The organism is Streptomyces corchorusii (genome assembly GCF_001514055.1).
GTDB lineage: Bacteria > Actinomycetota > Actinomycetes > Streptomycetales > Streptomycetaceae > Streptomyces > Streptomyces olivaceoviridis.
The window spans coordinates 204,684-227,709 of the sequence record NZ_KQ948353.1; the positions used below are offsets into that span (position 1 = coordinate 204,684).

23 protein-coding genes are annotated in these 23,026 nt (G+C 73.4%); 11 read left to right on the forward strand and 12 right to left on the reverse strand.

Translation table 11 applies throughout. The features are described from left to right. The first annotated feature begins 29 nt into the window (after positions 1–29). The 7 genes from AQJ11_RS08115 (at position 30) to AQJ11_RS08145 (ending at position 8,970) form a co-directional block, all read left to right on the forward strand. Positions 30–881 carry an NmrA/HSCARG family protein gene (locus AQJ11_RS08115; protein WP_014676892.1) on the forward strand — a complete coding sequence of 284 codons (852 nt, stop codon included), beginning with the start codon at positions 30–32 and terminating at the stop codon, positions 879–881. 193 nt (positions 882–1,074) lie between these two features. Beyond that, complete coding sequence (locus AQJ11_RS08120; RefSeq protein WP_244218155.1) at positions 1,075–2,139, forward strand: helix-turn-helix domain-containing protein; 1,065 nt, start codon at positions 1,075–1,077, stop codon at positions 2,137–2,139. Positions 2,140–2,268: 129 nt separating this feature from the next. Continuing rightward, positions 2,269–5,016 (forward strand): ATP-binding protein, encoded by a 2,748-nt coding sequence (locus tag AQJ11_RS08125; protein ID WP_059262402.1) that lies wholly within the window; start codon positions 2,269–2,271, stop codon positions 5,014–5,016. A 96-nt stretch (positions 5,017–5,112) separates the two neighbouring features. Next, positions 5,113–5,844 (forward strand): alpha/beta hydrolase, encoded by a 732-nt coding sequence (locus tag AQJ11_RS08130; RefSeq protein ID WP_063807667.1) that lies wholly within the window; start codon positions 5,113–5,115, stop codon positions 5,842–5,844. 132 nt (positions 5,845–5,976) lie between these two features. Then, entirely contained in the window at positions 5,977–7,227 is a 1,251-nt protein-coding gene (locus AQJ11_RS08135; protein WP_059262404.1) for a sugar ABC transporter substrate-binding protein, read from the forward strand. Continuing rightward, entirely contained in the window at positions 7,199–8,143 is a 945-nt protein-coding gene (locus tag AQJ11_RS08140; protein WP_244218156.1) for a carbohydrate ABC transporter permease, read from the forward strand. Before AQJ11_RS08135 ends, AQJ11_RS08140 begins: the two co-directional genes overlap by 29 nt. A gap of 11 nt (positions 8,144–8,154) precedes the next feature. Further along, positions 8,155–8,970: a carbohydrate ABC transporter permease gene (locus AQJ11_RS08145; RefSeq protein ID WP_059262405.1), complete on the forward strand. Its 816-nt coding sequence runs from the start codon at positions 8,155–8,157 to the stop codon at positions 8,968–8,970. 61 nt (positions 8,971–9,031) lie between these two features. Here AQJ11_RS08145 and AQJ11_RS08150 read toward each other — a convergent pair whose 3' ends face one another. The 6 genes from AQJ11_RS08150 to AQJ11_RS08175 all read right to left on the reverse strand — a co-directional run bounded on the left by AQJ11_RS08150 (position 9,032) and on the right by AQJ11_RS08175 (position 12,983). After that, positions 9,032–9,265 (reverse strand): hypothetical protein, encoded by a 234-nt coding sequence (locus AQJ11_RS08150; protein ID WP_014676885.1) that lies wholly within the window; start codon positions 9,263–9,265, stop codon positions 9,032–9,034. Positions 9,266–9,298: 33 nt separating this feature from the next. Continuing rightward, positions 9,299–9,748 (reverse strand): DUF5709 domain-containing protein, encoded by a 450-nt coding sequence (locus AQJ11_RS08155; protein WP_041666036.1) that lies wholly within the window; start codon positions 9,746–9,748, stop codon positions 9,299–9,301. A gap of 11 nt (positions 9,749–9,759) precedes the next feature. Beyond that, the gene (locus AQJ11_RS08160) at positions 9,760–10,686 is read right to left on the reverse strand and encodes a hypothetical protein (RefSeq protein WP_014676883.1); all 927 of its coding nucleotides are present in this window, start codon (positions 10,684–10,686) and stop codon (positions 9,760–9,762) included. Between the two features lie 113 nt (positions 10,687–10,799). After that, positions 10,800–11,669, reverse strand: a complete 870-nt coding sequence (locus AQJ11_RS08165; protein ID WP_059262406.1) for a 4Fe-4S domain-containing protein — start codon at positions 11,667–11,669, stop codon at positions 10,800–10,802. Between the two features lie 31 nt (positions 11,670–11,700). Next, a complete protein-coding gene (locus AQJ11_RS08170) occupies positions 11,701–12,162 on the reverse strand; it encodes an AAA family ATPase (protein WP_059262407.1) in 462 nt (153 codons plus the stop codon). 98 nt (positions 12,163–12,260) lie between these two features. Then, positions 12,261–12,983: an FAD binding domain-containing protein gene (locus tag AQJ11_RS08175; RefSeq protein ID WP_079082249.1), complete on the reverse strand. Its 723-nt coding sequence runs from the start codon at positions 12,981–12,983 to the stop codon at positions 12,261–12,263. A 196-nt stretch (positions 12,984–13,179) separates the two neighbouring features. Between AQJ11_RS08175 and AQJ11_RS08180 the strand changes: the two genes are divergently transcribed. Continuing rightward, positions 13,180–13,578: an ACT domain-containing protein gene (locus AQJ11_RS08180; protein ID WP_014676879.1), complete on the forward strand. Its 399-nt coding sequence runs from the start codon at positions 13,180–13,182 to the stop codon at positions 13,576–13,578. 80 nt (positions 13,579–13,658) lie between these two features. Here AQJ11_RS08180 and AQJ11_RS08185 read toward each other — a convergent pair whose 3' ends face one another. Next, positions 13,659–14,225 (reverse strand): TetR/AcrR family transcriptional regulator, encoded by a 567-nt coding sequence (locus tag AQJ11_RS08185; RefSeq protein ID WP_059262408.1) that lies wholly within the window; start codon positions 14,223–14,225, stop codon positions 13,659–13,661. A gap of 84 nt (positions 14,226–14,309) precedes the next feature. Between AQJ11_RS08185 and AQJ11_RS08190 the strand changes: the two genes are divergently transcribed. Then, complete coding sequence (locus tag AQJ11_RS08190) at positions 14,310–15,233, forward strand: SDR family oxidoreductase (protein ID WP_059262409.1); 924 nt, start codon at positions 14,310–14,312, stop codon at positions 15,231–15,233. A gap of 171 nt (positions 15,234–15,404) precedes the next feature. On the opposite strand, the gene AQJ11_RS08195 is transcribed toward AQJ11_RS08190, so the two are convergent. From AQJ11_RS08195 to AQJ11_RS08205, 3 genes are all read right to left on the reverse strand, one after another. Then, positions 15,405–17,585: an MMPL family transporter gene (locus AQJ11_RS08195; RefSeq protein ID WP_059262410.1), complete on the reverse strand. Its 2,181-nt coding sequence runs from the start codon at positions 17,583–17,585 to the stop codon at positions 15,405–15,407. 209 nt (positions 17,586–17,794) lie between these two features. After that, the gene (locus AQJ11_RS08200) at positions 17,795–18,661 is read right to left on the reverse strand and encodes a class I SAM-dependent methyltransferase (RefSeq protein WP_059262411.1); all 867 of its coding nucleotides are present in this window, start codon (positions 18,659–18,661) and stop codon (positions 17,795–17,797) included. A 140-nt stretch (positions 18,662–18,801) separates the two neighbouring features. Further along, positions 18,802–19,290, reverse strand: coding sequence for a MarR family winged helix-turn-helix transcriptional regulator (locus AQJ11_RS08205; RefSeq protein ID WP_059262412.1), 489 nt, complete (start codon positions 19,288–19,290; stop codon positions 18,802–18,804). Between the two features lie 89 nt (positions 19,291–19,379). Here AQJ11_RS08205 and AQJ11_RS08210 point away from each other — a divergent pair, with 89 nt between their 5' ends. Then, the gene (locus tag AQJ11_RS08210) at positions 19,380–19,832 is read left to right on the forward strand and encodes an SgcJ/EcaC family oxidoreductase (protein ID WP_014676873.1); all 453 of its coding nucleotides are present in this window, start codon (positions 19,380–19,382) and stop codon (positions 19,830–19,832) included. 164 nt (positions 19,833–19,996) lie between these two features. On the opposite strand, the gene AQJ11_RS08215 is transcribed toward AQJ11_RS08210, so the two are convergent. Next, positions 19,997–20,653, reverse strand: a complete 657-nt coding sequence (locus tag AQJ11_RS08215) for a ScbR family autoregulator-binding transcription factor (RefSeq protein WP_014676872.1) — start codon at positions 20,651–20,653, stop codon at positions 19,997–19,999. A 292-nt stretch (positions 20,654–20,945) separates the two neighbouring features. On the opposite strand from AQJ11_RS08215, the gene AQJ11_RS08220 reads away from it, so the two are divergent. Beyond that, positions 20,946–22,211 carry an MFS transporter gene (locus AQJ11_RS08220; protein ID WP_279616944.1) on the forward strand — a complete coding sequence of 422 codons (1,266 nt, stop codon included), beginning with the start codon at positions 20,946–20,948 and terminating at the stop codon, positions 22,209–22,211. A 79-nt stretch (positions 22,212–22,290) separates the two neighbouring features. On the opposite strand, the gene AQJ11_RS08225 is transcribed toward AQJ11_RS08220, so the two are convergent. Next, positions 22,291–22,908 carry a sigma-70 family RNA polymerase sigma factor gene (locus AQJ11_RS08225; protein WP_014676870.1) on the reverse strand — a complete coding sequence of 206 codons (618 nt, stop codon included), beginning with the start codon at positions 22,906–22,908 and terminating at the stop codon, positions 22,291–22,293. Positions 22,909–23,026 lie beyond the last annotated feature (118 nt).

Here is a 23,026-nt window from a genome sequence, read left to right on the forward strand (position 1 = left end):
TCACCGCACACGAAAGAGGGAGATCTTCGATGACCGACCAACCGGTTCTGGTGCTCGCGGCGACCGGCGGGCAGGGCGGGGCGGTGACCGACGCGCTGCTGGGCCGCCGGGCGCGGGTCCGCGCGCTGGTGCGTGACCCGGGCCGGAGGTCCGCCCGGGAACTGTCCGCGCGGGGCGTCGAGGTGGTGGCGGGATCGCTGAGCGACCGTGAGTCGATGGCCTCGGCGATGAGCGGGGTCGCGGCTGTGTTCGCGTTCACCACTCCCTTCGAGGCCGGAGTCGACGCGGAGGTGGAGCAGGGGCGGGCCATCCTCGCCGCCGCGCGGGACAAGCGCGTTCCGCATCTCGTGTTCAGCTCCGTGGCGGGGGCCGACCAGGACAGCGGGGTGCCGCATTTCGAGAGCAAGGCGCGCATCGAGGCGGAGCTCACCGCCGGCGACGTGCCGTACACGATCCTGGGGCCGACCTACTTCTTCGACAACGCGCTGGGCGGAGCGGAGCGCGTCCTGGAGGGCGTCCTCGATCTGCCGCTGCCGCCCGACCGGCCGTTGCAGCAGCTCGCCCGTCCGGACCTCGGCGCGTTCGCGGCGGAGGTGCTGCTCGACCCCGCTCCCTACACCGGGCGGCGCATCGAGTTGGCCGGCGACGCACCCACTCCCGACCAGATGGCGGCCGCGCTCGGCTCGGCGCTCGGGCGGGAGGTCCGGCACGAGCAGGTCCCGCTGGCGGCGATCGGCAATCCGGACATGCACGCGATGTGGGCGTTCCTGAACGGACCGGGCTACCGCGTCGACATCCCCGCGCTGCACGCCGCCCACCCGCGGATCCGCTGGACCCCCTTCGCGGAGTGGGCACGGCGCACCTGGGCGGGCGCCCGCTGAACCGGCCGTCCTGAGATCGGTCCGGGACGGAACCGCTCCGGTCGATCCCGGGCGCTTCCGCCCCGGCCGGTCCGGGGCGGAACCGCCGGGTCCCCGGCCTGTACCGCTGGTCTCACGCATTCACGCGATGTGGTCACCCGGCCACCCTGGCACGCTGCGTTTTCGAAAGCGCAGCGGCCGAAGGGCGGAGAGCATGTCGTCGGATCCATCGACACCGGACCCCGGGGCCCCAGGCACCCTCCACAGCACGAAGACGGTTCCCGCGCACCGGCGGCGGGCGTACTGGCGTGAGGCCCTGTCCCAGACGTTCGGCGCCGTGGACCCGGGCGTCCCCGACGACGTCGCCTGCGGCACGATCCGCACGTCGCCGCTGGGCCCGATGCAGACCGTGGCCGTGGAGGGCGATCCGCAGCGGGCTCCGCGCACCCGACGGGTCATCGCGCAGGGCGGCAACGACGACTACGTGGTGGTGATGCTGCTCTGCCAGGGCGCCGCCCACGTCGAACAGGACGGCCGTGAGGCCCGTGTGCGGCCGGGGCAGCTCTTCGTCTACGACATGGCGCGGCCCGTCCAGCTGACCTTCCCCGAGCCCTTCCTGACGAAGTCCCTCGTGCTGCCCCGGGAGGTGCTGGGGCTGAGCGAGTCGGAGCTGCGGCGGATCACAGCGGCTCCGCTCGGCTCCGAGTCGGCGGTCGGCGGCCTGCTGACGCCGCTGCTGTCCCGGCTCGTGGACAGTGCGGCGACGTATCCGCAGCGGACGGGCGAGCTGATCGCCCGCAACGTGGTGGACCTGGTGCAGACCCTGGCCGAGGAGCGGCTCGGCGGGGGAACCGAGGACCCGGCGAGCGGGGCCCGGATGTCGCTGGTGCGGATCCGGGCGTACATCGACCGGCACCTCGCGCACCCGGACCTGTCGCCGGACTCCATCGCCCGGGCCCACCACATCTCCGTGCGCTATCTGCACAAGCTGTTCGAGCTGGAGGACATCACCGTCAGCCGGTGGATCCAGCAACGCCGGCTGGAGCACTGCCGTCGCGACCTGGCCCGCCGGGAGTCGGCGGACCTGACCGTCGCCGCGGTGGCGCACCGCTGGGGGTTCACCAGCGCCTCCCACTTCAGCCGGGTGTTCCGGGCCGCCTACGGGGTCTCCCCCGCCGCGTGGCGCGCCTCCGCCCTGCGTGAGTGGTCCGCGCCGTTCCGGGGCGGGACGGCCGCGATCCCCGCTTCGTTGTCGCTCGGACGAGCCGCGTCGGCATGAGCCGGACCGGCCGCGTCGGCATGAGCCGGGTCACGCGTCGCGTCCTGACAATGCGCTGAGCTGCCGTTTTTGTCATAGTGGCCCCCGGGACGCCGGCCTGACCGGCGCGTGCGGACAGGAGGGGCCTAGGTGGCGGGGTCAGGCGGACCGCTGTCGCGCAGCGGTCTGCGCGGCCGGGAGGCCGAACTGGAAGTGCTGCGGACGCTGATCGACGCGGTGGCCCGCACGGGCAGCGGGGCGCTCGCCGTGCTCCGCGGGGAACCGGGCATCGGCAAGACCACGCTCCTCACCGAGGTCGTCACCGGCGCGGAGGCAGCGGGGTTCTCCGTCGGTTACGGCAAGGCCGACGAGTTGCACCACCTCGTGCCGCTGTCGTCGCTGGCGACCTGCGTCCTGCACGGCGACCGGCCGCTGCTGTCCGGCGACGCGCTGGTCGACCTCGCCCACCGGCACGACCAGCGGATCTGGCTGGTGGAGCGTCTCGCGGAGGCGATCGAGGACCGGGCCGGCGGCGCGCCGGTGCTGATCGCCCTGGACGACGTCCAGTGGGCCGACCCGCTGAGCCGGTTCGCCCTGCAGCAGTTGCCCAGCCGGCTGCGGACCTCACCCGTGCTGTGGCTGCTGACCGAGCGGCAGGGCGTCGGCGGCCCGGCGGAGGAGATCGTCGCGGCCGGGGCGGACGAGCTCCCGGTGCGCACCGTGTCCCTGGGCCCGCTGTCCGGCGCGGCCATCGGCCAGCTGGCCGGTGACACCCTGGGGGCGGCCGTCGACGAGCGGGTGCGCGAGCTGCTCGCCGGAGCGGGCGGGAACCCGTTCCTGGCCGTCGAGATGCTCGCGGGGCTGCGGACCACCGACACCTCCGGTGAGCCCGTGCCCCCGGGGCTGGTGGTGGGCGTCCGCGGCAGGCTCGGCTCGCTGCACCCCGACACACTGCGCTTCCTTCAGATGGGGTCGGTGCTGGGCCGCCGTTTCGGCTTCCAGGACGCCGCCGCGCTCTGCGGCCGGCCGTCCGTCGCGCTGCTCCCGGCGCTGGAGGAGGCCCTGCGCGCGGGGCTTCTGGACGACGACGGCGACCAGCTCGTCTTCCGGCACGACCTGCTGCGCCAGGCGGTGTACGTGGACATCCCGCCCTCGGCCCGGAAGGTGCTGCACCGGGAGGCCGCGGGCCGGCTCGTCGCCGCGGGCCACCAGCCGATCGACGTGGTGTCGCACATCCTCAGGGGCGCCCAGCCCGGGGACGAGGAGGCGGTGGCGCTGCTCAGGCGCGCCGCCGCCGACGTGCTGCCGGTCACGCCGGGGCTCGCGGCCGACCTGATGACGCGCGCGCTGGACCTGGTGCCGGTGGCACGCCCGTTGTGGTTCGCCGTGGGTGAGCAGGCGATCGTGTCCCTGACCCGGGCCGGCCGGAACCGGGAGGCGCTCGCGACCGGCGACCGGCTGCTGGCCTGCCGGCCGCCCATGGAGACCTTCGGCCGGCTCCATGCCGCCCTCGGCGGCACGCTGTGGAACCTGGACCTCGCCGACGAGCTGCGCCGCCGGGCCGAGGCGGCGCTCGCGGTCGGCGGCGCGGCCCCGGAGGTGGAGGCGCGGCTGGCCGGCCTGCGCGCGCTGGCGCTGTCCCGGGCGCACGACCTGGCACCGGCGCGGCAGGCCGGCGAGGACGCGCTGCGTGCCGCCGTCGTGACCGGCGACCGGGAGGCCCATGTCCAGGCCCTGTTCGCGCTCGGGGAGATCGCGCTCAACGCCGGGGAGAACGCCCTCGCGCTGAAACGCTTCACCGCGCTCAGCGCCGTCGACCCCACCTTCTTCCCCGAGGAGATCGTCGCGTACCAGCACATGGACGACTTCGACACCAGCGAGCGGCTGCTGGCGAAGGCGGCGGACGAGTCCGGCGGGATCCGTGAGGGGATGCTGCTGTGGGCCCAGGGACAGCAGCACCTGGAGCTGGGCCGGCTGGACGACGCGGAGGCCGACTTCGTGACGATGGAGCGCCTGGAGGACGAGGTACAGGCGCACGTCCAGCAGGTGAACGGCCGGGTGATCCGCTCCCGGATCGCCCTGCTGCGCGGCGACCGGGAGGCCGCGCGGCAGCACCTGGCCGAGGCGCGGCAGCGGCTGGCGGTCAAGCCGAACCCGGGCAACACGGCCGCGGTGCGCTTCCTGGAAGCGGTCCATGCCGAGGTCGACGGGGACGCCGGACGCGCCCTCGACCGGGTCCGGCAAGTGCAGCAGGAGGGGCCCTTCCTGCGCTGGCGGCTGCTGCGCACATGGGTCGGCACCGCGATCCGCGTGGCCCTGCGCGGCGCGGACCGCGCACTCGCCGAGGACCTGGCCTCCCAGGCCGAGGCCCACGCCGCGCGCAATCCGGCGGTGCCCACCGCCACGGGGCTGGCGGCGCGCGCCCGCGGGCTGGTGTGCGACGACCCGGTCCTGCTGGAACGTTCCGTTGCCCTGCTCCGGCACAGCCCGCGCCCGCTGGTCCGGGCGGCGGCCTCAGCCGACCTCGGACGGGCGCTCCTGGCGACGGGCCGGCGGACCGAGGCGGTGGCGGCCCTGACCGAGGCCCAGGCCGCGTTCGCCGCGGCGGGCGCGCACGCCGCGGCGGCCCACATCCAGCGCGATCTGCGGCGTGCCGGGGCCGGCGGACGGCGGACGGCGGACGAGCAGCGCCCCGTCCAGGGCTGGGAGGCCCTGACCGTCTCGGAGAAGAAGGTCGCGCGGCTGATCGCCGAGGGACACAGCAACCGTACGGCCGCCGAGCTGCTGGTCGTCTCCCCGCACACCGTCAACACGCACCTGACGTCCGCCTTCCGCAAGCTGTCGGTCAACTCCCGGGTCCAGCTGGCCAACCTGGTCATGGCCTTGCCCGACGAGTGAGCGGTTCCTGGTACGTTCGCGCGATGCCGGCGTGACCCGGATGGGTTTGGCTGGGGATCCCCCCACTCACCGGAGGTCACCGAGGTGTCCGGACGCATGCCCTTAGCGCCGACCGTCGTGCTCGTGCACGGGGCGTTCGCCGACGCCTCCTCGTGGGCGGGGGTCATCCGGCATCTGCACGCCACCGGGCTGACGGTGTACGCGCCGGCGAACCCGCTGCGCGGCCTCGCGCACGACGCCGCCTACCTCAGGAGCGTGGTGGGCCAGATCGGCACCCCGGTCGTGCTGGCCGGCCACGGCTACGGGGGCGCGGTCATCACCGAGGCCGACGCCGACAACGTCGTGGCGCTGTGCTACGTCGCGGCGTTCGGGCTGGACGCCGGCGAGTCCCTGCTGGACGTCACGAGCCGCTTCTCCCCCATGCCGGGGCCGGATCCGACCGTCGCCGCCTGGCTTCCCGCGTGGTCTCCCGCGGCTCCGGACAGCGAGCTGTACATCCGCCGCGAGCGCTTCCTCGACGTGTACGCCACCGATCTGGCGCCCCGGGTCGGCAGCGTGCTGTCCGTGACGCAGCGCCCGATCGCGCGGGGTGCGCTGACCGCGAGGTCGGGACCGCCCGCCTGGGCCCGCAAGCGTTCCTGGTACGCCATCGCCGCCGCCGACCGGATGCTCAGCCCCACCGCCCAGCGCTTCATGGCCCAGCGCATGGCGGCCACCGAACGCGTCGTGGACGGTTCGCACGCCGTGGTCATGTCACGGCCGGACGCCGTGGCGGCGATGATCCGGGAAGCGGCGGGCCAGTGCGGTGACCAGGAAGCCCTGTACTGACGGCCGGAAAATCCGCTGATCTTCCGATCGTTTGTTTCCGGTACCATCCCTGCTCGGACCGGAACATGCCGGTATGGACCAACTCATCCGAACCCGGGTCGGTCCGGTACCAGCAACGGAAGGCACCACCCCATGACTTCAGCGGTCAGACCGTCGGCACGGCGGATCACCGCCCTCTTCGGAACTGTTGCCCTGGCAGTGACCGCCGCCGGGTGCGGTGGCGGAACCGGCTCCGGATCCGCCGACGGCAAGGTGACGTCGATCACCGCCCTCGACTACTACACCGACGCGACCGAGCACGCCCAGTGGGGCGAGCGGCTCACCGCCTGCGGCAAGGCCGCCGGTGTCACCGTCGAGCACAGGAGCGTGCCGGGGGCGTCGCTGGTCCCGCAGGTGCTGCGGCAGGCGTCGTCGCGGACCCTGCCCGATCTGCTGATGCTCGACAACCCCGACCTCCAGCAGATAGCGCGGACCGGCGCGCTGACCCCGCTGGACCGGTACGGCATCGACGCCGCCGGTTACACCGAGGGCATCAAGTCGGCCGGCACGTATCGGGGGAAGGTGTACGGGCTCGCGCCCACGGTCAGCACGGTCGCCCTCTTCTACAACAAGGACATGCTCGCTGAGGCCGGTGTCGCCGTGCCGAAGACCTGGGACGAGCTGAAGACGGCCGCGGCCGAGCTCACCCGGCCCGGCCGCTACGGCATGGCCGTGGATGCCAACGCCACCTTCGAGGGCACCTGGCAGTTCCTGCCCTTCCTGTGGTCCAACGGCGGGGACGAGACACGGCTGGACACCCCGCAGGCCGCCCAGGCCCTCCAGCTCTGGGTGGACCTGGTCAGGAGCGGGTCCATGTCGAAGTCGGTGCTGAACTGGACGCAGGCCGATGTCCACGACCAGTTCGTCGCCGGCAAGACGGCCATGATGGTCAACGGCCCCTGGCGGATGTCCGCGATGGACAAGACGAAGGACCTGCACTGGGGCGTGGCGCCCCTCCCCGTCCGCCGGCCGGGTCAGACCCTGCTCACCCCGCTCGGCGGTGAGGTGTGGACGGTCCCGCAGAACTCCTCCGAGGCCCGGCAGCGGAAGGCCGCCCGGGTCGTGGCCTGTCTGAACGACTCCTCGAACATGCTCGCCCTGGCCGAGCAGTACCACACCGTGCCCTCCCGCACCTCGGTGGCGGCCCGGTACGCCGAGCAGGTCCCGTCGATGGCCGCCTTCGTCAAGAGCGTGGAGGGGGCGCGGGCCCGTACCGGCAAGCTCGGCGTCGAGTGGCCGCGAGCGGCGACCGGGATCTACACCGCCGTGCAGGCGGCGCTGACGGGTGAGCAGACTCCTCAGGAAGCACTCAGGCATGCGCAGCGGATCGCCACCGGTTCCTGACGGGGCCGCGCGTATCCGGGCGGTGTCCCGGGCCCGGCTGTGGGCGCGGGTCTCCCGGTGGCTGTTCCTGCTGCCGGCCCTGGTCTACCTGTCGCTGTTCTTCGGCTACCCCGTCGTCAAGAACGTCGTGATGAGCTTCCAGGAGTACTCGGTCACGACGTTCTACACCGGTGCCGCGCCCTTCGTGGGCCTGCGGAACTACACGGCCGTCCTGTCGACGGACGTGTTCTGGCAGGCCCTGCTCACCACGGTCCTGTTCACCGTCGGTTCGATCGCCGGACAGTTCGTGCTCGGGCTGGCTCTCGCCCTGTTCTTCCAGCGGAAGTTCCCGCTCGGCGGCCTGCTGCGGTCGCTTCTGCTGCTGCCGTGGCTGCTGCCCCTGGTGGTCTCCGGGACGACCTGGAGGTGGATGCTCGACACGGACAGCGGGATCGTCAACGAGGCGCTGGGCGACCTGCACCTGCTGTCCTCGGGCATCCCCTGGCTGACCGGCACCTCCGAGGCGCTCGTGTCCGTGGTCCTGGTCAACATCTGGGTGGGCGTCCCCTTCAACACCGCGCTGCTGTACGGCGGCCTCCAGGACATCCCGGCCCGGTACTACGAGGCGGCGAAGCTCGACGGCGCCGGCCGGCTGGCGTCGTTCCGCCATGTCACCTGGCCGTTGCTGCGGCCCGTGGCCGGCGTGGTGCTGGTGCTGGGCGTCGTCTACACGGTGAAGGTGCTCGACATCATCCTGGTGGTCACGGGCGGCGGACCGGCGGGCGCGACGCAGACCCTGGCCACCCGGTCGTACGAGCTGTCCTTCCAGCAGTTCGAGTTCGGGCGCGGCGCCGCCATGGGCAACGTGCTCGTCCTCGTCTCGCTCGCCTTCGCCCTCGTCCACCTGCGTGCCGACCGGCGCGCCCGGAACACCTGAGGGGCCCGCCGGTGAAGCGCAGACCCGCACGCGGCCCCCTGTCCACGGCCGTGGGCATCGTCCTGCTCGCGCTGATGCTGTTCCCGGTGTACTGGATGGTGAACGCCTCCCTGCAACCGGCGGGCAGCGCCCTGCCGGCAGGCTGGTTCCCCCGCCACCCGGACTTCGGCGGCTACGCCACCGCCCTGCGCGATCAGGGGCGCAACCTGGTCACCAGCCTCGTCGTGGCCCTCGGCAGTGTGGCGCTGAGCCTCGCACTCGCCGTACCGGCGGCCTACGCGCTGGCCCGGCTGCGCCTGCGGGGCACCACGGCCGTGCTGTTCGGCATCCTGGTCACGCAGACGGTGCCGGGCATCGTCGTGGCCAACGCGCTGTACGGCGCCTACACCGACCTGGGACTCCTGAACTCCTACGGCGGGCTGATCCTCGCCGACTCCACCACGGGCGTGCCCTTCGCGATCCTCGTCCTGCGCGCCTTCATGCGGAGCATCCCCGGGGAGATCATCGACGCCGCCCGGGTGGACGGCGCCGGCCGGCTCCGCGTGCTGTGGTCCGTGGTCCTCCCGCTGAGCCGCAACGCGCTGATCACCGCCGGGCTCTTCACCTTCCTGTTCGCCTGGGGCGACTTCCTGTTCGCGCTCACCCTGAACACCACGGAGTCGGTGCGGCCGGTCACCGTCGGCATCTACGAGTACCTCGGCGCCCACACGAACCAGTGGAACGCCGTCATGGCCACCGCCGTCCTGGCGTCCGTCCCGGCGGCGGCGCTGCTCGTCGCCGCCCAGCGCCACTTGGCCGCCGGGATCACCAGCGGAGCCCTCAAGTGAGACCGGCCGGCCTCGGAGCGAGGCCGGCCGGCGGTGTCCACGTGCAAAGCGCGGGGTGCCGCTACCGCCGGTCGACGCCGAGGTCCGTGTCGACGTCGTAGCCGGGCTCCTGCCCACCGGCGGCGGTGGGGTGGGCGATGTCGGCGGCCAGGTCGAAGGCGGCCCCGTCGATCGCGTCCTCCAGCGCGGACTCCTCCTGCTCGGCCTGGGCTCGACGGTGGTGCTCGGCCATCCGTTCCCTGAGGTGCCGCAGCCGGTGGTGGCCGGCGTCCGGCTCCGGTCCAGCAGTGCTCATTCGGTGGTCCTCCGTATCGGGCCGTGGTGGGCGTCAGTAGCTCTCGGAGCCGGGGATCACATGCATCGCGGCCTCCTCCGCCGAGGCCCCGGCGCCGTCCAGGCCCCGGTCGGAGGCGAACAGGTCGGACTCGGTGTTCTCGTGGGCACCCTCGTCCGGCGCGACGAGCCGTCCGGCGCGCTCGTCACCCACCTCGTCGTCGAGGAGCTCTCCGTCCGTGCCCCAGGTGTCGCCGATGCCGTCGCCCTCCGGGACGCCGATGTCCGGCACCTCCTCGGCGAGGCGCTCGTCCAGACTCTCCCCCCGCCACCGCTCCGCCGCCGTGACGCCGGTGTGCTCCACGCCCCAGGGGCGCTCCGGCGGTGAGTACCCCTCGTCCAGGGCCTCCTCGCCGCTGCGGTAGTCCAAGGTGTCGGACGCGTCCAGCAAGCCGGCGTCGTCCTGCACCTCCGACCCGTCCGGCTGGTACACGTCATCGCCCATCGTCGCGTCGGTCACCCGCGCTCCCCTCCTTCATGCAGTTCGGCCACATAGCCACCGGGGAACTCCACCATCGCGGAGGACCGGCCCCCCGAAGCGTACGGCCCCCACAGCACCTTCGCGCCCGAGGCCCCGGCCTTGCGCAGCGTCGCCGACAGGTCCTTCACGGCGTAGCCGGTGGTCTCCCGGCCGAACGGGTAGGGAAGGTGGCCGTCGGTGACGCTGACGACCGTGTTGCCGAACGGGGAGCGCAGGGCGATGCGGCGGTAGGTCTCCCCGGGTCGGCCGAGGTCACCGCCGTCCGCCGCCCGCCGGTCGGCGACGATCCGGCCGCCGGTGAAGCGCAGGTAGGAGCGGAGGAACGCGTCCACCGAGTCCGGCGTCAGATAGATCCGGTTGTCCGGCACGGTCTCCAGCGGCGCGTACGACGGAACCTTGGTGTGCCAGTACAACTGGGCGTTGATCCCGCCCGGGAACTGGACGACCGCGTCGCGGCCGATGGGGTCGTCGAAGGGCGCGACGACGACCTGGGCCCCGCTCTTGCGGGCCAGGCGGACGCCCGTGTCGAAGTCACTCATGAGCCAGCCCGTCCGTTCGCTGCCGAACGGATAGGGCACGGGCGTCTTGAAGTCGAAGACGGACAGGGTGCCGACCGGCGAGAAGACCAGCTCGGACTCGGTGGTGCTGGGCGTCGGGGTGACGGTCGTGACGACCTTGGCCGTGTGCGTCCCGCCGAAGGTCGCCTCCCAGCTCGCGACGAACGCGTCCGTGGAGCCGGGGGTGACGTAGACGTGCGTGGTGTCGTACTGCGGGCCGACCGCCGTGGTCGACGTGGCCGCGGCCCGGTTCTCGTTCTGCGCCGAGGAGGGCGCCCCGGAGCCCACCACGCTGAGCGCCACCAGTAACGCGGGCAGCACCCATGCCGTCGCCTTGCGCTTCATTCCTGTCCCCTTCGGTCGGACCCTGTGCACCGAAAAGGTAGGAGCCCGGCGCGGGGGCGGTGATCCCGACAGCGCCCGGGGTGTTGCCTGTCAGGGAACAGTGCGGCGTCCCGTCACCAGCGGACGCCCGTGAAGTCGACCGGGCGGGGCCGCAGCAGGCGCGTGCGTTCCGTCAGGCCGTGCAGCCGCCGGGACATCTCCTCGGCCGGCAGCCGGCGCCGGTCTCCGTGACCCGGCAGGACCCACTCGAACCGCAGCCGCCCCGCCGTCCTGGCCAGGGAGTCGGCCAGGACCTCGATGGAGTACCAGGTCACGCTGTCGGCGACCTCCAGATCAGCGGTCGTCCGCGACCAGTAGAAGCTGTCGCCGCTGAAGCAGTACCGGTCGTCGGCGAGGTACAGGACGCTGCCGCGGGTGTGGCCGGGGAGCGGGTGGACGGTGACGCCCGCGGCGATCTCCAGCGGTTCGAGTCCGCGGATCACCTGGTCGGCGTCCGGCGCGGCGTCCAGATCGCCCTCGTGGATCCAGAGCCGGGCACCGAAGTGGTCGGCGTAGCGGCGGCCGTGCGCGGCGTGGTCGCGGTGGGTGAGCAGCACATCGGTGACGGGGCCGTACGCCGTGTACCGTCCGGCCAGTTCCCGGCTCCAGCGGGGTGTGTCGATCATCATGCTGGTGCCGGACGGACGCCGGAGCAGGTAGGCGTTGGCGCCCGCGGTCCGCGCCGAGTTGTGGCCGCAGATCAGCACCCCGTCGTCGAGGGCCAGCGGGAACGGGTCCAGCGCCGGGTCGGCGCGGCCGGTCACCGGCCGGATCGAGCGGGTGGGACAGGCGAAGACGGCGGCGTGCAGCCGCCGGTTCTCCGCGTCGTCGGCCGGCGGGCGCAGGATCCGCGACTTCCCGTCGGCCTCGCCGATCAGCTCGGGCGCGAACTGCCGGGCCACATCGCAGTTGACGCAGCGGTCGTCCACGTACCATCCGTCCACGGCTGGACTCCTTTGACCTCGTGTTGTCGGTTCAGTCCCCTACCCGGAAGCCGCCCCGCCCGTCGAACCGGACCTCGCGCACCGCGTCGAAGCCGTCCCGCGGCGACGGTCTGCGCAGCCGCTTCGACGTGGCCAGGACACCGACGTCGGGGACCCGGTCGCGGCCCTCGCGCGCGGCGTTGCGCCGCAGGGAGCCCGTCAGGTCCGGCGGGAACCAGTAGGCCGTCGCGGTCGCCCCGTGGGCGTGGGCCGCCTCCACCAGCGGGCCCCACTCCTGCGGTGACGGATTGGTGTTGTCCACGGCCACGGCCTGTCCGGCGGCCAGGTGCTCGGCCACCAGCCGCATCTGCCGGTCCTGCTTGTTCCGGGCACCGCGCGGGAACAGGTCCTTGCTGACCAGCGCGTACCGGCCGGCCAGGCACTGCGCGTAGAAGGTGGTCTTGCCGGCAGCCTGGAGCCCGACCAGCACCGCCACGTCCGGTTCCGTCGCCATACCCGCCACGATGACACGCCACCGACGCTCCTGGCTCCGGGTCCGACGGCCGACGCCCGCGCGACGACCGCGAACGACCGCGGGGATCAGCCATCCGCTCAGTCCGTGCCGCGGCTCTCCAGCAGGCCGACGACCTGAGGGCGTACGACGTCCCAGGCGGCGGCCGGCAGCTCACCGAGGGCGGTGCGGCGCAGTGCGTCGAGGGTCTCGTCGGCACCGGCGTCACCGGGGGCGGTGCCGCCGAGCACCTCGTAACCGTCCCGTACGGCGACCCGCACGCGGTCGGGCGCACCCTGCCCGGCGTGCAGGGCCGAGGCGACGACGAGGGGCGGCGCGCCGCCCGCCTCGCCGGGCAGCTTGCGGTACGCCGAGGCGGCCGGCGTGCGCCAGCGCAGGCCGATCAGCACCGGCCGCTTGGCGACCACCTCGGCCAGGTCGGCCTCGCGGACGCCGTCGGTCTCCAGGACCGTCGCCCGGGCGTCCAGGACGAGCGCGGCGGGCAGCAGGCAGCGCAGCGTGCTGCCGACGATGTTGCCGCCGACCGTCGCCGTCCGCCGTACGGCGCCGGTGCCGATCGTGGCGGCGGCCAGCCGCAGGACGTCCGGCACCCGTCCGTCGATCCGGTGCAGGAGCACGGCGCCGCCCACGGTCTCCCGGTCCAAGACGTTGGCCTCCGGCAACTCCCTGAGGGACATGGCCAGTTGGGGGAATCCGTCCCGTTGCCAGGTCGCCCACACGAGAGTCGCCCCGCCTATCGGCACGGCCCCCTCGGCAAGGCATTCCCGGGCTTCCGTCAGGGACGTGGGCAGACGCAACAGCACAGCGGCCGACCTGCCTTTCCCGGGCTCGGACGACGCGCGGGCGGCGCCCGGCCGCTGCCCGCCGACAGCGCAGTCTTGTCGCGCGAACGGGGGCGCGTACAGGGCTCACACGAGCATGCGCCGCGCGCCCGCTCCCGTCGCCACCGGGTCACCCGGCCGAGCGGCCGACCCTCCGCACGGCCCGTAGGGTGGGAGTGTGACAGGCGAGAGCGATCTGCGCACCCTGCTCGGCGGCATGCGGCCGGAGCTGAATCCGGGCCGCTACGTCTTCACCATGGCCGAGGGCGGAGTGCCCTCCGGCTGCTCCCCGGTGGTCACGGTCGCCGAGCGGGAGGGTCTCACCCTCGTGCTGCCGCAGGCGGACGCGGACGCGGCCGGGATGGCGTACGACTACGTGGCCGGGTGGATCACCCTGCGCGTCCACTCCGCGCTGGACGCGATCGGGCTGACCGCCGCGGTCGCCCGGGCGCTCGCCGACGAGGGGCTGAGCTGCAACGTCGTGGCGGGCTTCCACCACGACCACCTCTTCGTGCCCCACGATCAGGCCGAGCGGGCGGTGGAGATCCTCCGGCGGCTGGCCGACGCCTCCCGCTGAGCCGTACCGGCACCGGTCCCCCTGGCGCCCCGAGCGCCCGTCCGGGCGCCGGGTACGAGCGGGCGGTCCGCCACCACGGCTCAGCCGCCGGCGGCCACCGCCTTCAACTCGGTCAGCGCTTCCCGCACCAGCTGCACCAGGTCGCGGTCCTCGGACGCCACCAGCCAGCGTTCGTAGCCGACCTTGAAGACGGCCACCCCGGCCTCGGCGGCGAGGCTCGCGGCCGGCTCCGGGACGCCGCGCCCGCGCAGGGTGCCGGCGAGCGCGGTCGACAGGGAGGCGAGTTTGATCAGCTCGCGCTCCTTGAGTTCCGCGTTCGCCGCGATCACGGCGTGCCGGGCGCGCGCGTACGGGCGGCGGTCGGCGAAGATCTCCGAGGCCGCGTCGAGCCCGGCGGCCAGCGCCTCGATCGGCGCGGCGTCCGCGGGCGTGCCGGCGACCGCCCGCACGAACAGCTCCTCCAGCTCTCCCGAGCCGCCGAACAGCACCTCGCGCTTGTCGGCGTAGTGGCGGAAGAAGGTGCGTTCGGTCAGCCCGGCGCGCTTGGCGATCTCCGCCACGGTGGTCTGCTCGTACCCGCGTTCGCCGTAGAGCTCCAACGCCGCTGCCGCCAGGCGCTCGCGCGCGTTCGGCTCCCATCTGCCCATGCCCAGATCCTAGCGATGACAGTCACTGACATCGAGTGCTAGGGTCCATGACAGTCACTGACATCAAGAGTCTGGGGTTCTCCCATGCGTTTCTTCGTGACCGGGGCGTCCGGCTGGATCGGCTCCGCCCTCGTGCCCGACCTGATCGAGGCGGGACACCAGGTCGTCGGGCTGGCCCGCTCCGACGCCTCCGCCGCCGCGCTCACCGCGGCCGGGGCCGAGGTCGTCCGCGGCACCGTCGACGACCTCGCCGTGCTGCGGGACGCCGCGGTCGCCTCGGACGGGGTGATCCACCTCGCCTTCAAGCACGACCTGGCCTTCAGCGGCGGGTTCCAGGAGGCGGCCGAGGCCGATCGCCGTGCCGTGGACGCCTTCGGCGACGCTCTCGCCGGCACCGGACGGCCCTTCGTCCTGGCCTCCGGGCTGCTCGGGGTCGCACCCGGGCGGCTCGCGACCGAACGGGACAGGCCCGCGCTCCACGGCTCCCACTTCACGATCCGGCAGACCACCGCGGAGGCGGCGCTGGCCCTCGCCGAACGCGGTGTCCGCTCCTCCGTGGTGCGGCTCTCCCCCACCTGCCACGGCGAGGGGGACAACGGTTTCGTCGCGAGCCTGGTCGCCGTCGCCCGCGCCAAGGGCGTCTCCGGCCATCCCGGCGACGGCACCACCCGCTGGCCGGCCGTGCACCGCCTCGACGCCGCACGGCTGTTCCGGCTGGCGGCCGAGAAGGCGCCCGCCGGCTCGGTGCTGCACGGATCGGCGGAGGAGGGTGTCGCGCTCCGGGACATCGCGGAAGTGATCGGCCGTCATCTGGCGGTGCCGGTGGCCTCCGTGGCGCCCGAGGCCGCCGCCGAGCACTTCGGCTGGCTGAGCGGCCCGCTCGGCTTCGACACCGTCGCGTCGAGCGCCCTGACCCGCGAACTGCTGGGCTGGGAACCGGTCCAGCCCGGTCTCCTCGCGGATCTGGACAAGGGCCACTACTTCCACGGCCCCGCCGCCACGGGCTGACGGGACCGGCCGGTCCTCGCACCGGGCACGAAAAAGTCCTGCCGGGCCATATGGCCCGGCAGGACTCATCGATCAGACCGACCGCCGTCCGTCACGACGCCCGGCGGAACTCAGCGGTCCCACCGGCCTCCGCCGGGCCCCGCGGCGCCGGGATGGTCCAGACGACGGCGCCTAACCGCGGCGCCCGGCCGGATCCCGGTCCTCCTCGCCCCGGACCGGCCCGGAGCCGGCCGCTGCGGCGCCGGTGCCGGCGGCCGGCACCCCCGCCCGGTCGGCGTGGCCCGGCCACCAGGCCGCGTGGCCGATCAGGGCCGTGAGGCTGGGGGTGAAGAACATCGCCATGACGAACGCGGCCACCGCGATGCCGAAGGAGACCGCGAAGCCCATCTCCGAGAGCAGCGAGTTGCCGGCCAGCATCATCGTGGCGAAGGTCGCCGCCAGGATGAAGCCCGCCGCGGCCACGGTCGGCCCGGCGTGCCGGAGCGCCATGCCGGCGGCCTCGCGCGGCTCCCGGCCCTCACGCGCCTCCTCACGCAACCGGGCGATCATGAGGATGTTGTAGTCGGTGCCGATCGCGACCACGAAGAGGTACATGATCACCGGCAGCATGAACATCAGGCCCGAGTGCCCCTGCGCGTCCTGGAAGATCCACACGGTGGCGCCGAGGGTGGCGCCGAAGCCGAGGCCCACGGAGGCCATGAGGTACCAGGGCGCGACCACACTGCGCAGCAGCAGCCCCAGGATGACCATGATCAGGACGGCGGCGACGGGGAAGACCGTCCGGTAGTCGTGGTTGACCGCCGCGTTGATGTCCTTGTAGATCGAGGACATGCCGCCGACGAGCGCCTTGGTGCCCTGGGGCGCCGAGGAGTGCGCGATGTCGCGGACCCTGCCCACCGCGTCGATCGCCTTGTCCGTCGACGCCTCGTACTTGAGCGTGACGGTGAAGTCCGCGGTGGTGCCCGCCTTGTTGACCTGGCTCAGGCGGGCGCTCGCGACGCCGTCCACGGCGCCGAGCTTCCTCGCGTACGCGTCGAAGGCGGACTTGTCGAGCGGCTTGCCGTCGGTGCTGGACAGGTAGACGTCGGTCGGTGCCGCGGCGCCCGCCGAGTACGCCTTCTGGATCTCGTCCTGGACGACCATGGACTCCTTGGTCTTGGGCATGGAGCCCGACGCCAGGTCGAAGGTGGCTTTGTAGCCGAGGGTGCCGAGCGACAGGACGAGCAGGACGAGACCGGAGACGACGGCGGTCAGCGCCGGGCGGCGCTGGACACCCCGGCCGAGAACGGCGAAGCGGGCGTTCTCGGGTTCCGTCTTCCAGGACTTGGAGGGCCAGAAGACCTTCGGCCCGATGAGCGAGACCACGGCCGGGATCAGGGTCAGACCCGCGACCAGCGTGGCGCCGACCGCGATGGCGAGCGCCGGGCCCATCTGCTTGAGGAAGCCCAGCGTGGACAGCACCAGGGCGAGGAACGCGATGATGACCGCTCCGGCCGCCGAGGCGATGGCCTCGCCGACCCGGCCGACCGCGTTGACCATGGCCTCCTTGGGCTCGTCGCCGGCCCGCAGACTCTCGCGGTAACGGAATATCAGGAACAGGAAGTAGTCCGTGCCCACGCCGAAGAGCACGACGATCAGGATGGACGAGATCGAGCTGTTGGCCTCCAGCCCGAACAGCTTGGTGGCGTAGGCGATCAGCCCGTTGGCGACGGCGGACACCAGACCGATCAGCACCAGGGGCAGTACGGCGAGGATCGGCGCCCGGAAGATGATCAGCAGGGTGATCAGGATGATCCCGAAGGTGCCGAGACCGATCAGCGCATCGCCCCGCTTGGACGAGTCCTGCTGGTCGAGCGCCTGCGCGGCGGAACCGCCGAGCTTGGCTTCGAGGTCCGTGCCCTTGGCCAGCTTCTTGGCCTCGTCACGCAACTCCTTGGCGGCGTCGGCCTGTTTGGGCTGACCGGCGGCCTTGCTGTCCATCTGGACCAGGGTCAGGTCATACCGGCCGTCCTTGGACGGCCGGCCGGGGACGACCTTCTGTACCTGGTCGATGTGCTTCTCACCCAGCTCGGAACTGATCCGGGCGACATCGCGCAGGTCGGCGGCGGTGAGCTTGCCGCCGTCGGTGCGCTGGTAGAGCACGATCGCCGACGGCGTGAAGGCGCTGGGGAACGCCTTCTCCTGGAGCTGCGCCGCTTGGATGGACTCGTAACTCTTGGGTAGAAAGCTGCTCTCGTCACTGTTCGAGGGCAGGCTCGGAGCGGTGGCGACGATGGCCACCGCGGCGATCAGCCACGCCACGATCGTCCAAATGGGATGACGGACGACGGCGTTGCCTATTCGTCGGAACATGCGGAGGGTCCTCCTGGGAAGGAAGATCACCGCAGCCCGGGGAGCGGTCCCTGGCATCGGCGACCCCGACCGGCCCGCAACGAACGGCCGGTCGCATGGTTGTCTTGGCCTCACATCCTAGTGACCGTGGACATACATCCTCCATCGGATACGCGCGGGCCCGGCCGGGGTACGGAACCGGCCGGTCTGAGGCCCGGCCTGAGCCGCCGTCAGCCGGTCCCGCCGGTCCGCGACCGAGCCTGCCGCGGCCGGCGCCAGACGAACACCTCGGTGCTCGGGACCCGTTCGGCGAACCGGCCCGCCGGACAGGCGCCGCCGAGCAGCCGGCGCAGGTCCGCCTCGAAGGACGCGCGGTCCGGGCCGAACAGGTGCGGGGCGGAGAAGGACATCGAGAACGTCCAGGCGACGACGTCGTCCGTGGTGCGCACCAGCGCCTGTCCGCCGGGTACGACATGCCGTTCGGGGCCGGCGAGTCCGGCCCCGGAGAGCACCGCCGCCTCACCTCCCGGGGTGCCCTGCGGCAGCAGGCTCCGGCCGGCGCGGCGGACGGGGCCGAGGTACCGCCGGACCAGGGCGGCGATATCGGCGTAGGGCACGGCCGGGTACGGCAGGCCCGCGGTCGTACGACGCTCGGTCTTCAGGTCGGCCACGTGCACCAGTGCTCCGCCGGGCCGGAGCATGCCGTGGACGGTCCGCGCCACCCGCTCGCGGTCGGTCCAGTGGAAGGACTGGGCGAAGACCGCCACGTCGAACGTGCCGAGACCGGCCGGGAGATGCTCGGCGCGCAGCCGTGACCAGCGGGTCCTGGCGGACAGTCCCGCGGTGGCGGCCCGGCGTGCGGCCTCGGCGATCATCCCGCTGTCCGGGTCCACGCCGACGGCCTCGCGGAACAGGGGGGCCAGCGGGAGGGTGAGGGTGCCCGGTCCGCAGCCGACGTCGAGGAGGCGTCCGGTGCCGTCGGCCGCGAGCACCTCGGCGAGCCGCGGGACCAGCCCGGGGGCGTAGGGCAGCCGGCCCCGCTGGTAGTAGGGGGCGGCGCCCGCGAAGAGGGTCTCGTCCCACTCCCAGTCGGTCATCGTGGCCCGTGCCCTTCCAGTGGGGGCGGTCGTACGGACGACGGCGATGATGTCACGCCCGGGAGCGCGCGGGAGCGCCCGTCGAACGCGCGGGAGCACCCGTCGAGCGCGCGGCGGCCCGGGGCGCCGGTCCGCTCGGATCAGCCGGACTTCCTGGCCCGCCTGGGCGGGGCCGTCGCCCGGATCTCCTCGGTCGCGGCGCGGAACGCGGGGGCGGCGCGGGCGAAGTAGTCGAAGATCAGGGCGCGTTGGTCGGGTGTGTAGTGGGCCAGGACCTCGGCGAGACGGCGGCGGGCCGGGCCCACGACCTCCGCCACGCGGTCGAGCGCGTCCGGGACGGGTTCGACGTGCACGCGCCGGCGGTCGGCGGGGTCGGGCGTCCGGCGCGCGTACCCGGCGCGCTCCAGGCGGTCGATCAGCCGGGTGGTGGCTCCGGTGGTCAGCCCGGTGCGGGTGGCGAGTTCGCCCGAGGTCAGGCTGCCCTCCTGACTGAGCAGGCTGAGCGCGTACCACTCCGAGGTGTGCAGGCCCGCGGCCTCCGCGCTGGCCAGCCCCTGGAGGCCCACGGCGTCCAGGTACTGACGGAAGATCACGTGCTCGCCGTCCCTGCCGCTCCCGGGATTCGACACGGTGGCCCCCTTCCCAAATCTCTGCACGTATGCAGATACTGTTCTCAGTAAGATGCTGCGCCAGTCTAACCACGAGGGGGGCCTCCGTCATGCCCGCATCGCACGACACCGCCGCCGTCACCGCCGTCCTGGAGGCACTGGTCGCCGCCTGGAACGAGCACGACGCCGACGCCTACGGCCGCCTGTTCACCGAGGACGCCACCTACGCCACCTATGTCGGCACGCTCTACCAGGGGCGCCGGGACATCACCGAGAGCCACCGCGTGCTGTTCACGGGTTTCCTCAAGGACACCCGGCTCGCGGACGAGGTCGTCGGCATCCGCTTCCCCGGGCCGGACACCGCCGTCGTCAGCGGGCGCGGCGACACCTACAAGGGCAGGCGGCCCCGCCGGCTCGGCAAGGTGCAGACGTACACGCTGGTACGGGAGGCGGACGGCACATGGCGGATCGCCGCCTTCCACAACACCAGGCGCAAGCCGCTGATGGAGGCGGTCTCGTTCCGGTTCGCCCCCGGTCTCGTCCCCGCGGCCGACCGGGCGTGACCGGGTGCCGGGTCCTCGATCACAGGGGCTCGGGCGAGGCCCGTCACAAACCGTCTCAGCGGTATGGTACGCACCGGAACGCGTGCCCCCGCCCCGCCCGAGAGACGGCCGCGAGCGGGGGTCCGGCGCGGCGGTCGGTGCCGGGCTCAGACCCGGTGTCGGGCTCAGACGCCGGCGAGTGCCTGTGACTTCTGCCGGACCTCGGCGATCACGCGGGCGCCCCGGTCCGGAGCGGTGTCCAGCCGGACGAGGACGGCCGGGGCCGCGATGGCGGGGAGGAGGTGCCCGTACAGCGCCGACACGCGGTCGTCCAGGTCGGCCCAGCCGGCCACGGCCTGCGAGACGAACTGCACGCCGATCCAGGCGCCGAGGAAGACCTGGGCGGTCTCCTCGGGGTCCACGTGCGGCAGCACCTCGCCGCGTTCCTTCGCCTCCGTCAGGACGCACGAGGTCATCCGGGCCCAGGCGGGCCAGGCGCTGCCGAGGACGTCGCGGCCCTGGAGGTCGGCAGAGAGCCGGACGCCGGCGAGCAGTACGGGCTCCTGCGGCAGCCGCTTGGCGAGGGTCATGCCCGCGTCCACCCACTCCTGCAACTTCAGTTCCCGGGGCAGGTGGTACTCGGTCCTCGTCTGCTCCTGGAGCACGCCCCGGGCGAGGGCCGCCTTGGAGTCGAAGTGGAAGTACAGGGCGCCCTTGGTGACGCCGGCCCGGTTCAGGATCTCGGCGATGGTGGCCGCCGCGTATCCGCGTTCCGCGAAGACGGCGGCGGCGGCCTCCAGAACAGCACGTCGGGTCCGTACAGCTCGCTCCTGCTGAGCCATGGACCCTCCCCCAAGCCGAAAATCAAACCAAACAGCTCGTACCCTACCGCACGCCGTTTGAACGGAAGGGTGGGCAAGGGCGGTTCACGCGGACTTGGCACATGCGCCTGACACAGGACCCTGCGGACGTGCCGGCGAGCGCGGAATTCGGTTGCGGTGGGACCGGTGCGGCCGGTGAGCTGACCGCATGGGCGGTGTCACACAACCAGCGCGGTGGGCGAGGCCGGGAGGAGACCGCGGGGTCCCGGCGCGACCGGCCGCACGGCGCGGCCCGGCGGTGCTCGCGGCCCTCATGCTGGCCGCCTTCACCTTCAACACCGCGGAGAACCTGCCCATCGGCCTCCTGGACCTCATGTCCGACAGCCTCGGGGTGTCGCTGTCGGCGGTCGGGCTGCTGGTCACCGGCTACGGCGTGACGGTGGCCGTCGCCTCCCTGCCGCTCGCCCACGCCCTGCGGGCGGTGCCCCGGCGTCATGTGCTCACGGGACTGCTGGCCGCGCTGGTCGTGTCCAGTCTGGTCGGGGCCGTGGCCGGCTCGTACTGGCTGCTCCTCGGGGCACGGCTGCTGACCGCCCTCGCCCAGGCGCTGTTCTGGGCGGTGATGGGACCGGTCGCGGTGGGCCTGTTCGCCCCCGAGGTGCGCGGACGTGTGGTCGGGGCGCTGTCCGTGGCCGGTTCGCTCGCCCTGGTGCTCGGTGTCCCCGCGGGGACCTGGCTGGGCCGGCAGCGCGGCTGGCAGGTGCCGGTCGCCTCCCTCGCCGTTCCGGGGCTGGTCTGCCTCGTGACGATCGCCGCCCTGCTGCCGGCCTCGCGTCCGGACGACGAGCCCGCCGCCTACGGCAGCAGCCCCGACGTCCGCCGGTTCGGGACCGTACTGGCGGCCGGATTCCTCTCCGCCACCGGTGCGTTCGCGGGATACACCTACCTGGTGACGTTCCTGGAGGACGTGAGCGGGTTCGCCCCCGGCACGGTCGGCGTGCTGCTCGCGGCCTTCGGTACCGCGTGCCTCGCCGGGGTGAGCGTCACCGCGGCGCTGCTGGACCGCTTCCCGCGTGCCGCGCTGCCCACGGCCGTGGCCACCCAGGCGCTCGGCATGCTCGGTCTGTACGCGGCGGGCGGCCGTCAGCTCATGGCGGTGGTGTGCCTGCTGCTGATGGGCGGTGCGCTCGGACCGGTGTTCATGACCGCGCAGAACGCGATGCTGCACTGGGCGCCGGGCCGCACGGACCTCGCCCTCGCGGCGAACTCCGGCGCCTACAACGCCGGCATCGCGGCGGGCGCCGCGCTCGGAGGTCTGATCCTGCCGCTCGCCGGTGCGCGGGGGGCCTTCCTCGCCGGTGGCCTGCTGACGGCCGGGGCGTGCGCGGTCCTGCTGGTCGGCGGACGTTTGTCGCGGGGGGTTGACGCGGAGGCGGAGACGGACGCGGAGACGGGCGCGGAGGCGAAGGCTGACGCGAAGGCGGAGGCTGACGCGGGCTCGGGAGCGGGCGCGGACGCGAAGGCGGACACGGATGCGAAGGCGGATGCGGACGCGAAGGCCGGCGCGGAGACGGGCTGATCCGAAGCCTCCGGTCACCTCCTGGTCCCGGTGACCCTGGTGGGGCCGGCGGCGCGCCGGCCCCACTCTGGCCGACCGGTCAGGCGGCCGGCGGGGCGGCGGGCCGCTCCGCCGCGTCGAGCAGGCCGATCAGGGTCGCCCTGGCGCGGGCCACGCGGGAGCGCACCGTGCCGACGGGGCAGTCGCCGGCCTCGGCCGCCTCGGCGTAGGGCAGGCCGAGCAGCTGAGTGAGGACGAACGCCTCCCGGCGCTCGGCCGGCAGCCCCGCGAGCAGGTCCAGCAGTGCGATGCCGTCGTCGAATCCGGGCAGGCCGCGCGGCTGGGCCGACTCGACCGCCCGTTGCCAGTCCGCCGCGTCGGACAGCCGGGGCCGCGCTGCGGCGCGGCGGTGGCTGTCGGTCACCGCCCGGCGGGCGATGGACAGCAGCCAGGCGCGCGCCGAGGAGCGGCCCTCGAAGCGGTGCAGGCTGCCGAGGGCGCGCAGGAAGGTGTCCTGGGCGAGGTCGTCGACGGCCTGGGGATCGGCGCAGAGGTGGGCGACGTACCGCTGGACGTCGCGGTGCAGGGCGCGGACGAAGTGCTCGACCGCGTCGGCGTCACCACGACGGGCGGCCAGCGCCCACGCGGTCGCCGACTCGTCGGCGGCTGCCGTCCGGTCGTGCGCGGTCCGTGCTGGGGGCAGGACAGGAGTGATCACCTGGTGTCCTTCTCGGGTCGACCGTGACCGGACCGGGGCACGCCTGGGCGCGGCCGGTCCGGTGCGGGGAGGGGAGGACGGCCCTACGACGCGCGCACGGGCAGCGGGCGACGGCACG

Bases quoted from the DNA above. Each gene is read 5' to 3' on its own strand.
- AQJ11_RS08115 (WP_014676892.1), top strand. From the start codon at position 30: ATGACCGACCAACCGGTTCTGGTGCTCGCGGCGACCGGCGGGCAGGGC.
- AQJ11_RS08120 (WP_244218155.1), top strand. From the start codon at position 1,075: ATGTCGTCGGATCCATCGACACCGGACCCCGGGGCCCCAGGCACCCTC.
- AQJ11_RS08130 (WP_063807667.1), top strand. From the start codon at position 5,113: ATGCCCTTAGCGCCGACCGTCGTGCTCGTGCACGGGGCGTTCGCCGAC.
- AQJ11_RS08135 (WP_059262404.1), top strand. From the start codon at position 5,977: ATGACTTCAGCGGTCAGACCGTCGGCACGGCGGATCACCGCCCTCTTC.
- AQJ11_RS08140 (WP_244218156.1), top strand. From the start codon at position 7,199: ATGCGCAGCGGATCGCCACCGGTTCCTGACGGGGCCGCGCGTATCCGG.
- AQJ11_RS08150 (WP_014676885.1), bottom strand. From the start codon at position 9,265: ATGAGCACTGCTGGACCGGAGCCGGACGCCGGCCACCACCGGCTGCGG.
- AQJ11_RS08155 (WP_041666036.1), bottom strand. From the start codon at position 9,748: ATGGGCGATGACGTGTACCAGCCGGACGGGTCGGAGGTGCAGGACGAC.
- AQJ11_RS08160 (WP_014676883.1), bottom strand. From the start codon at position 10,686: ATGAAGCGCAAGGCGACGGCATGGGTGCTGCCCGCGTTACTGGTGGCG.
- AQJ11_RS08170 (WP_059262407.1), bottom strand. From the start codon at position 12,162: ATGGCGACGGAACCGGACGTGGCGGTGCTGGTCGGGCTCCAGGCTGCC.
- AQJ11_RS08185 (WP_059262408.1), bottom strand. From the start codon at position 14,225: ATGGGCAGATGGGAGCCGAACGCGCGCGAGCGCCTGGCGGCAGCGGCG.
- AQJ11_RS08190 (WP_059262409.1), top strand. From the start codon at position 14,310: ATGCGTTTCTTCGTGACCGGGGCGTCCGGCTGGATCGGCTCCGCCCTC.
- AQJ11_RS08195 (WP_059262410.1), bottom strand. From the start codon at position 17,585: ATGTTCCGACGAATAGGCAACGCCGTCGTCCGTCATCCCATTTGGACG.
- AQJ11_RS08200 (WP_059262411.1), bottom strand. From the start codon at position 18,661: ATGACCGACTGGGAGTGGGACGAGACCCTCTTCGCGGGCGCCGCCCCC.
- AQJ11_RS08210 (WP_014676873.1), top strand. From the start codon at position 19,380: ATGCCCGCATCGCACGACACCGCCGCCGTCACCGCCGTCCTGGAGGCA.
- AQJ11_RS08215 (WP_014676872.1), bottom strand. From the start codon at position 20,653: ATGGCTCAGCAGGAGCGAGCTGTACGGACCCGACGTGCTGTTCTGGAG.
- AQJ11_RS08220 (WP_279616944.1), top strand. From the start codon at position 20,946: ATGCTGGCCGCCTTCACCTTCAACACCGCGGAGAACCTGCCCATCGGC.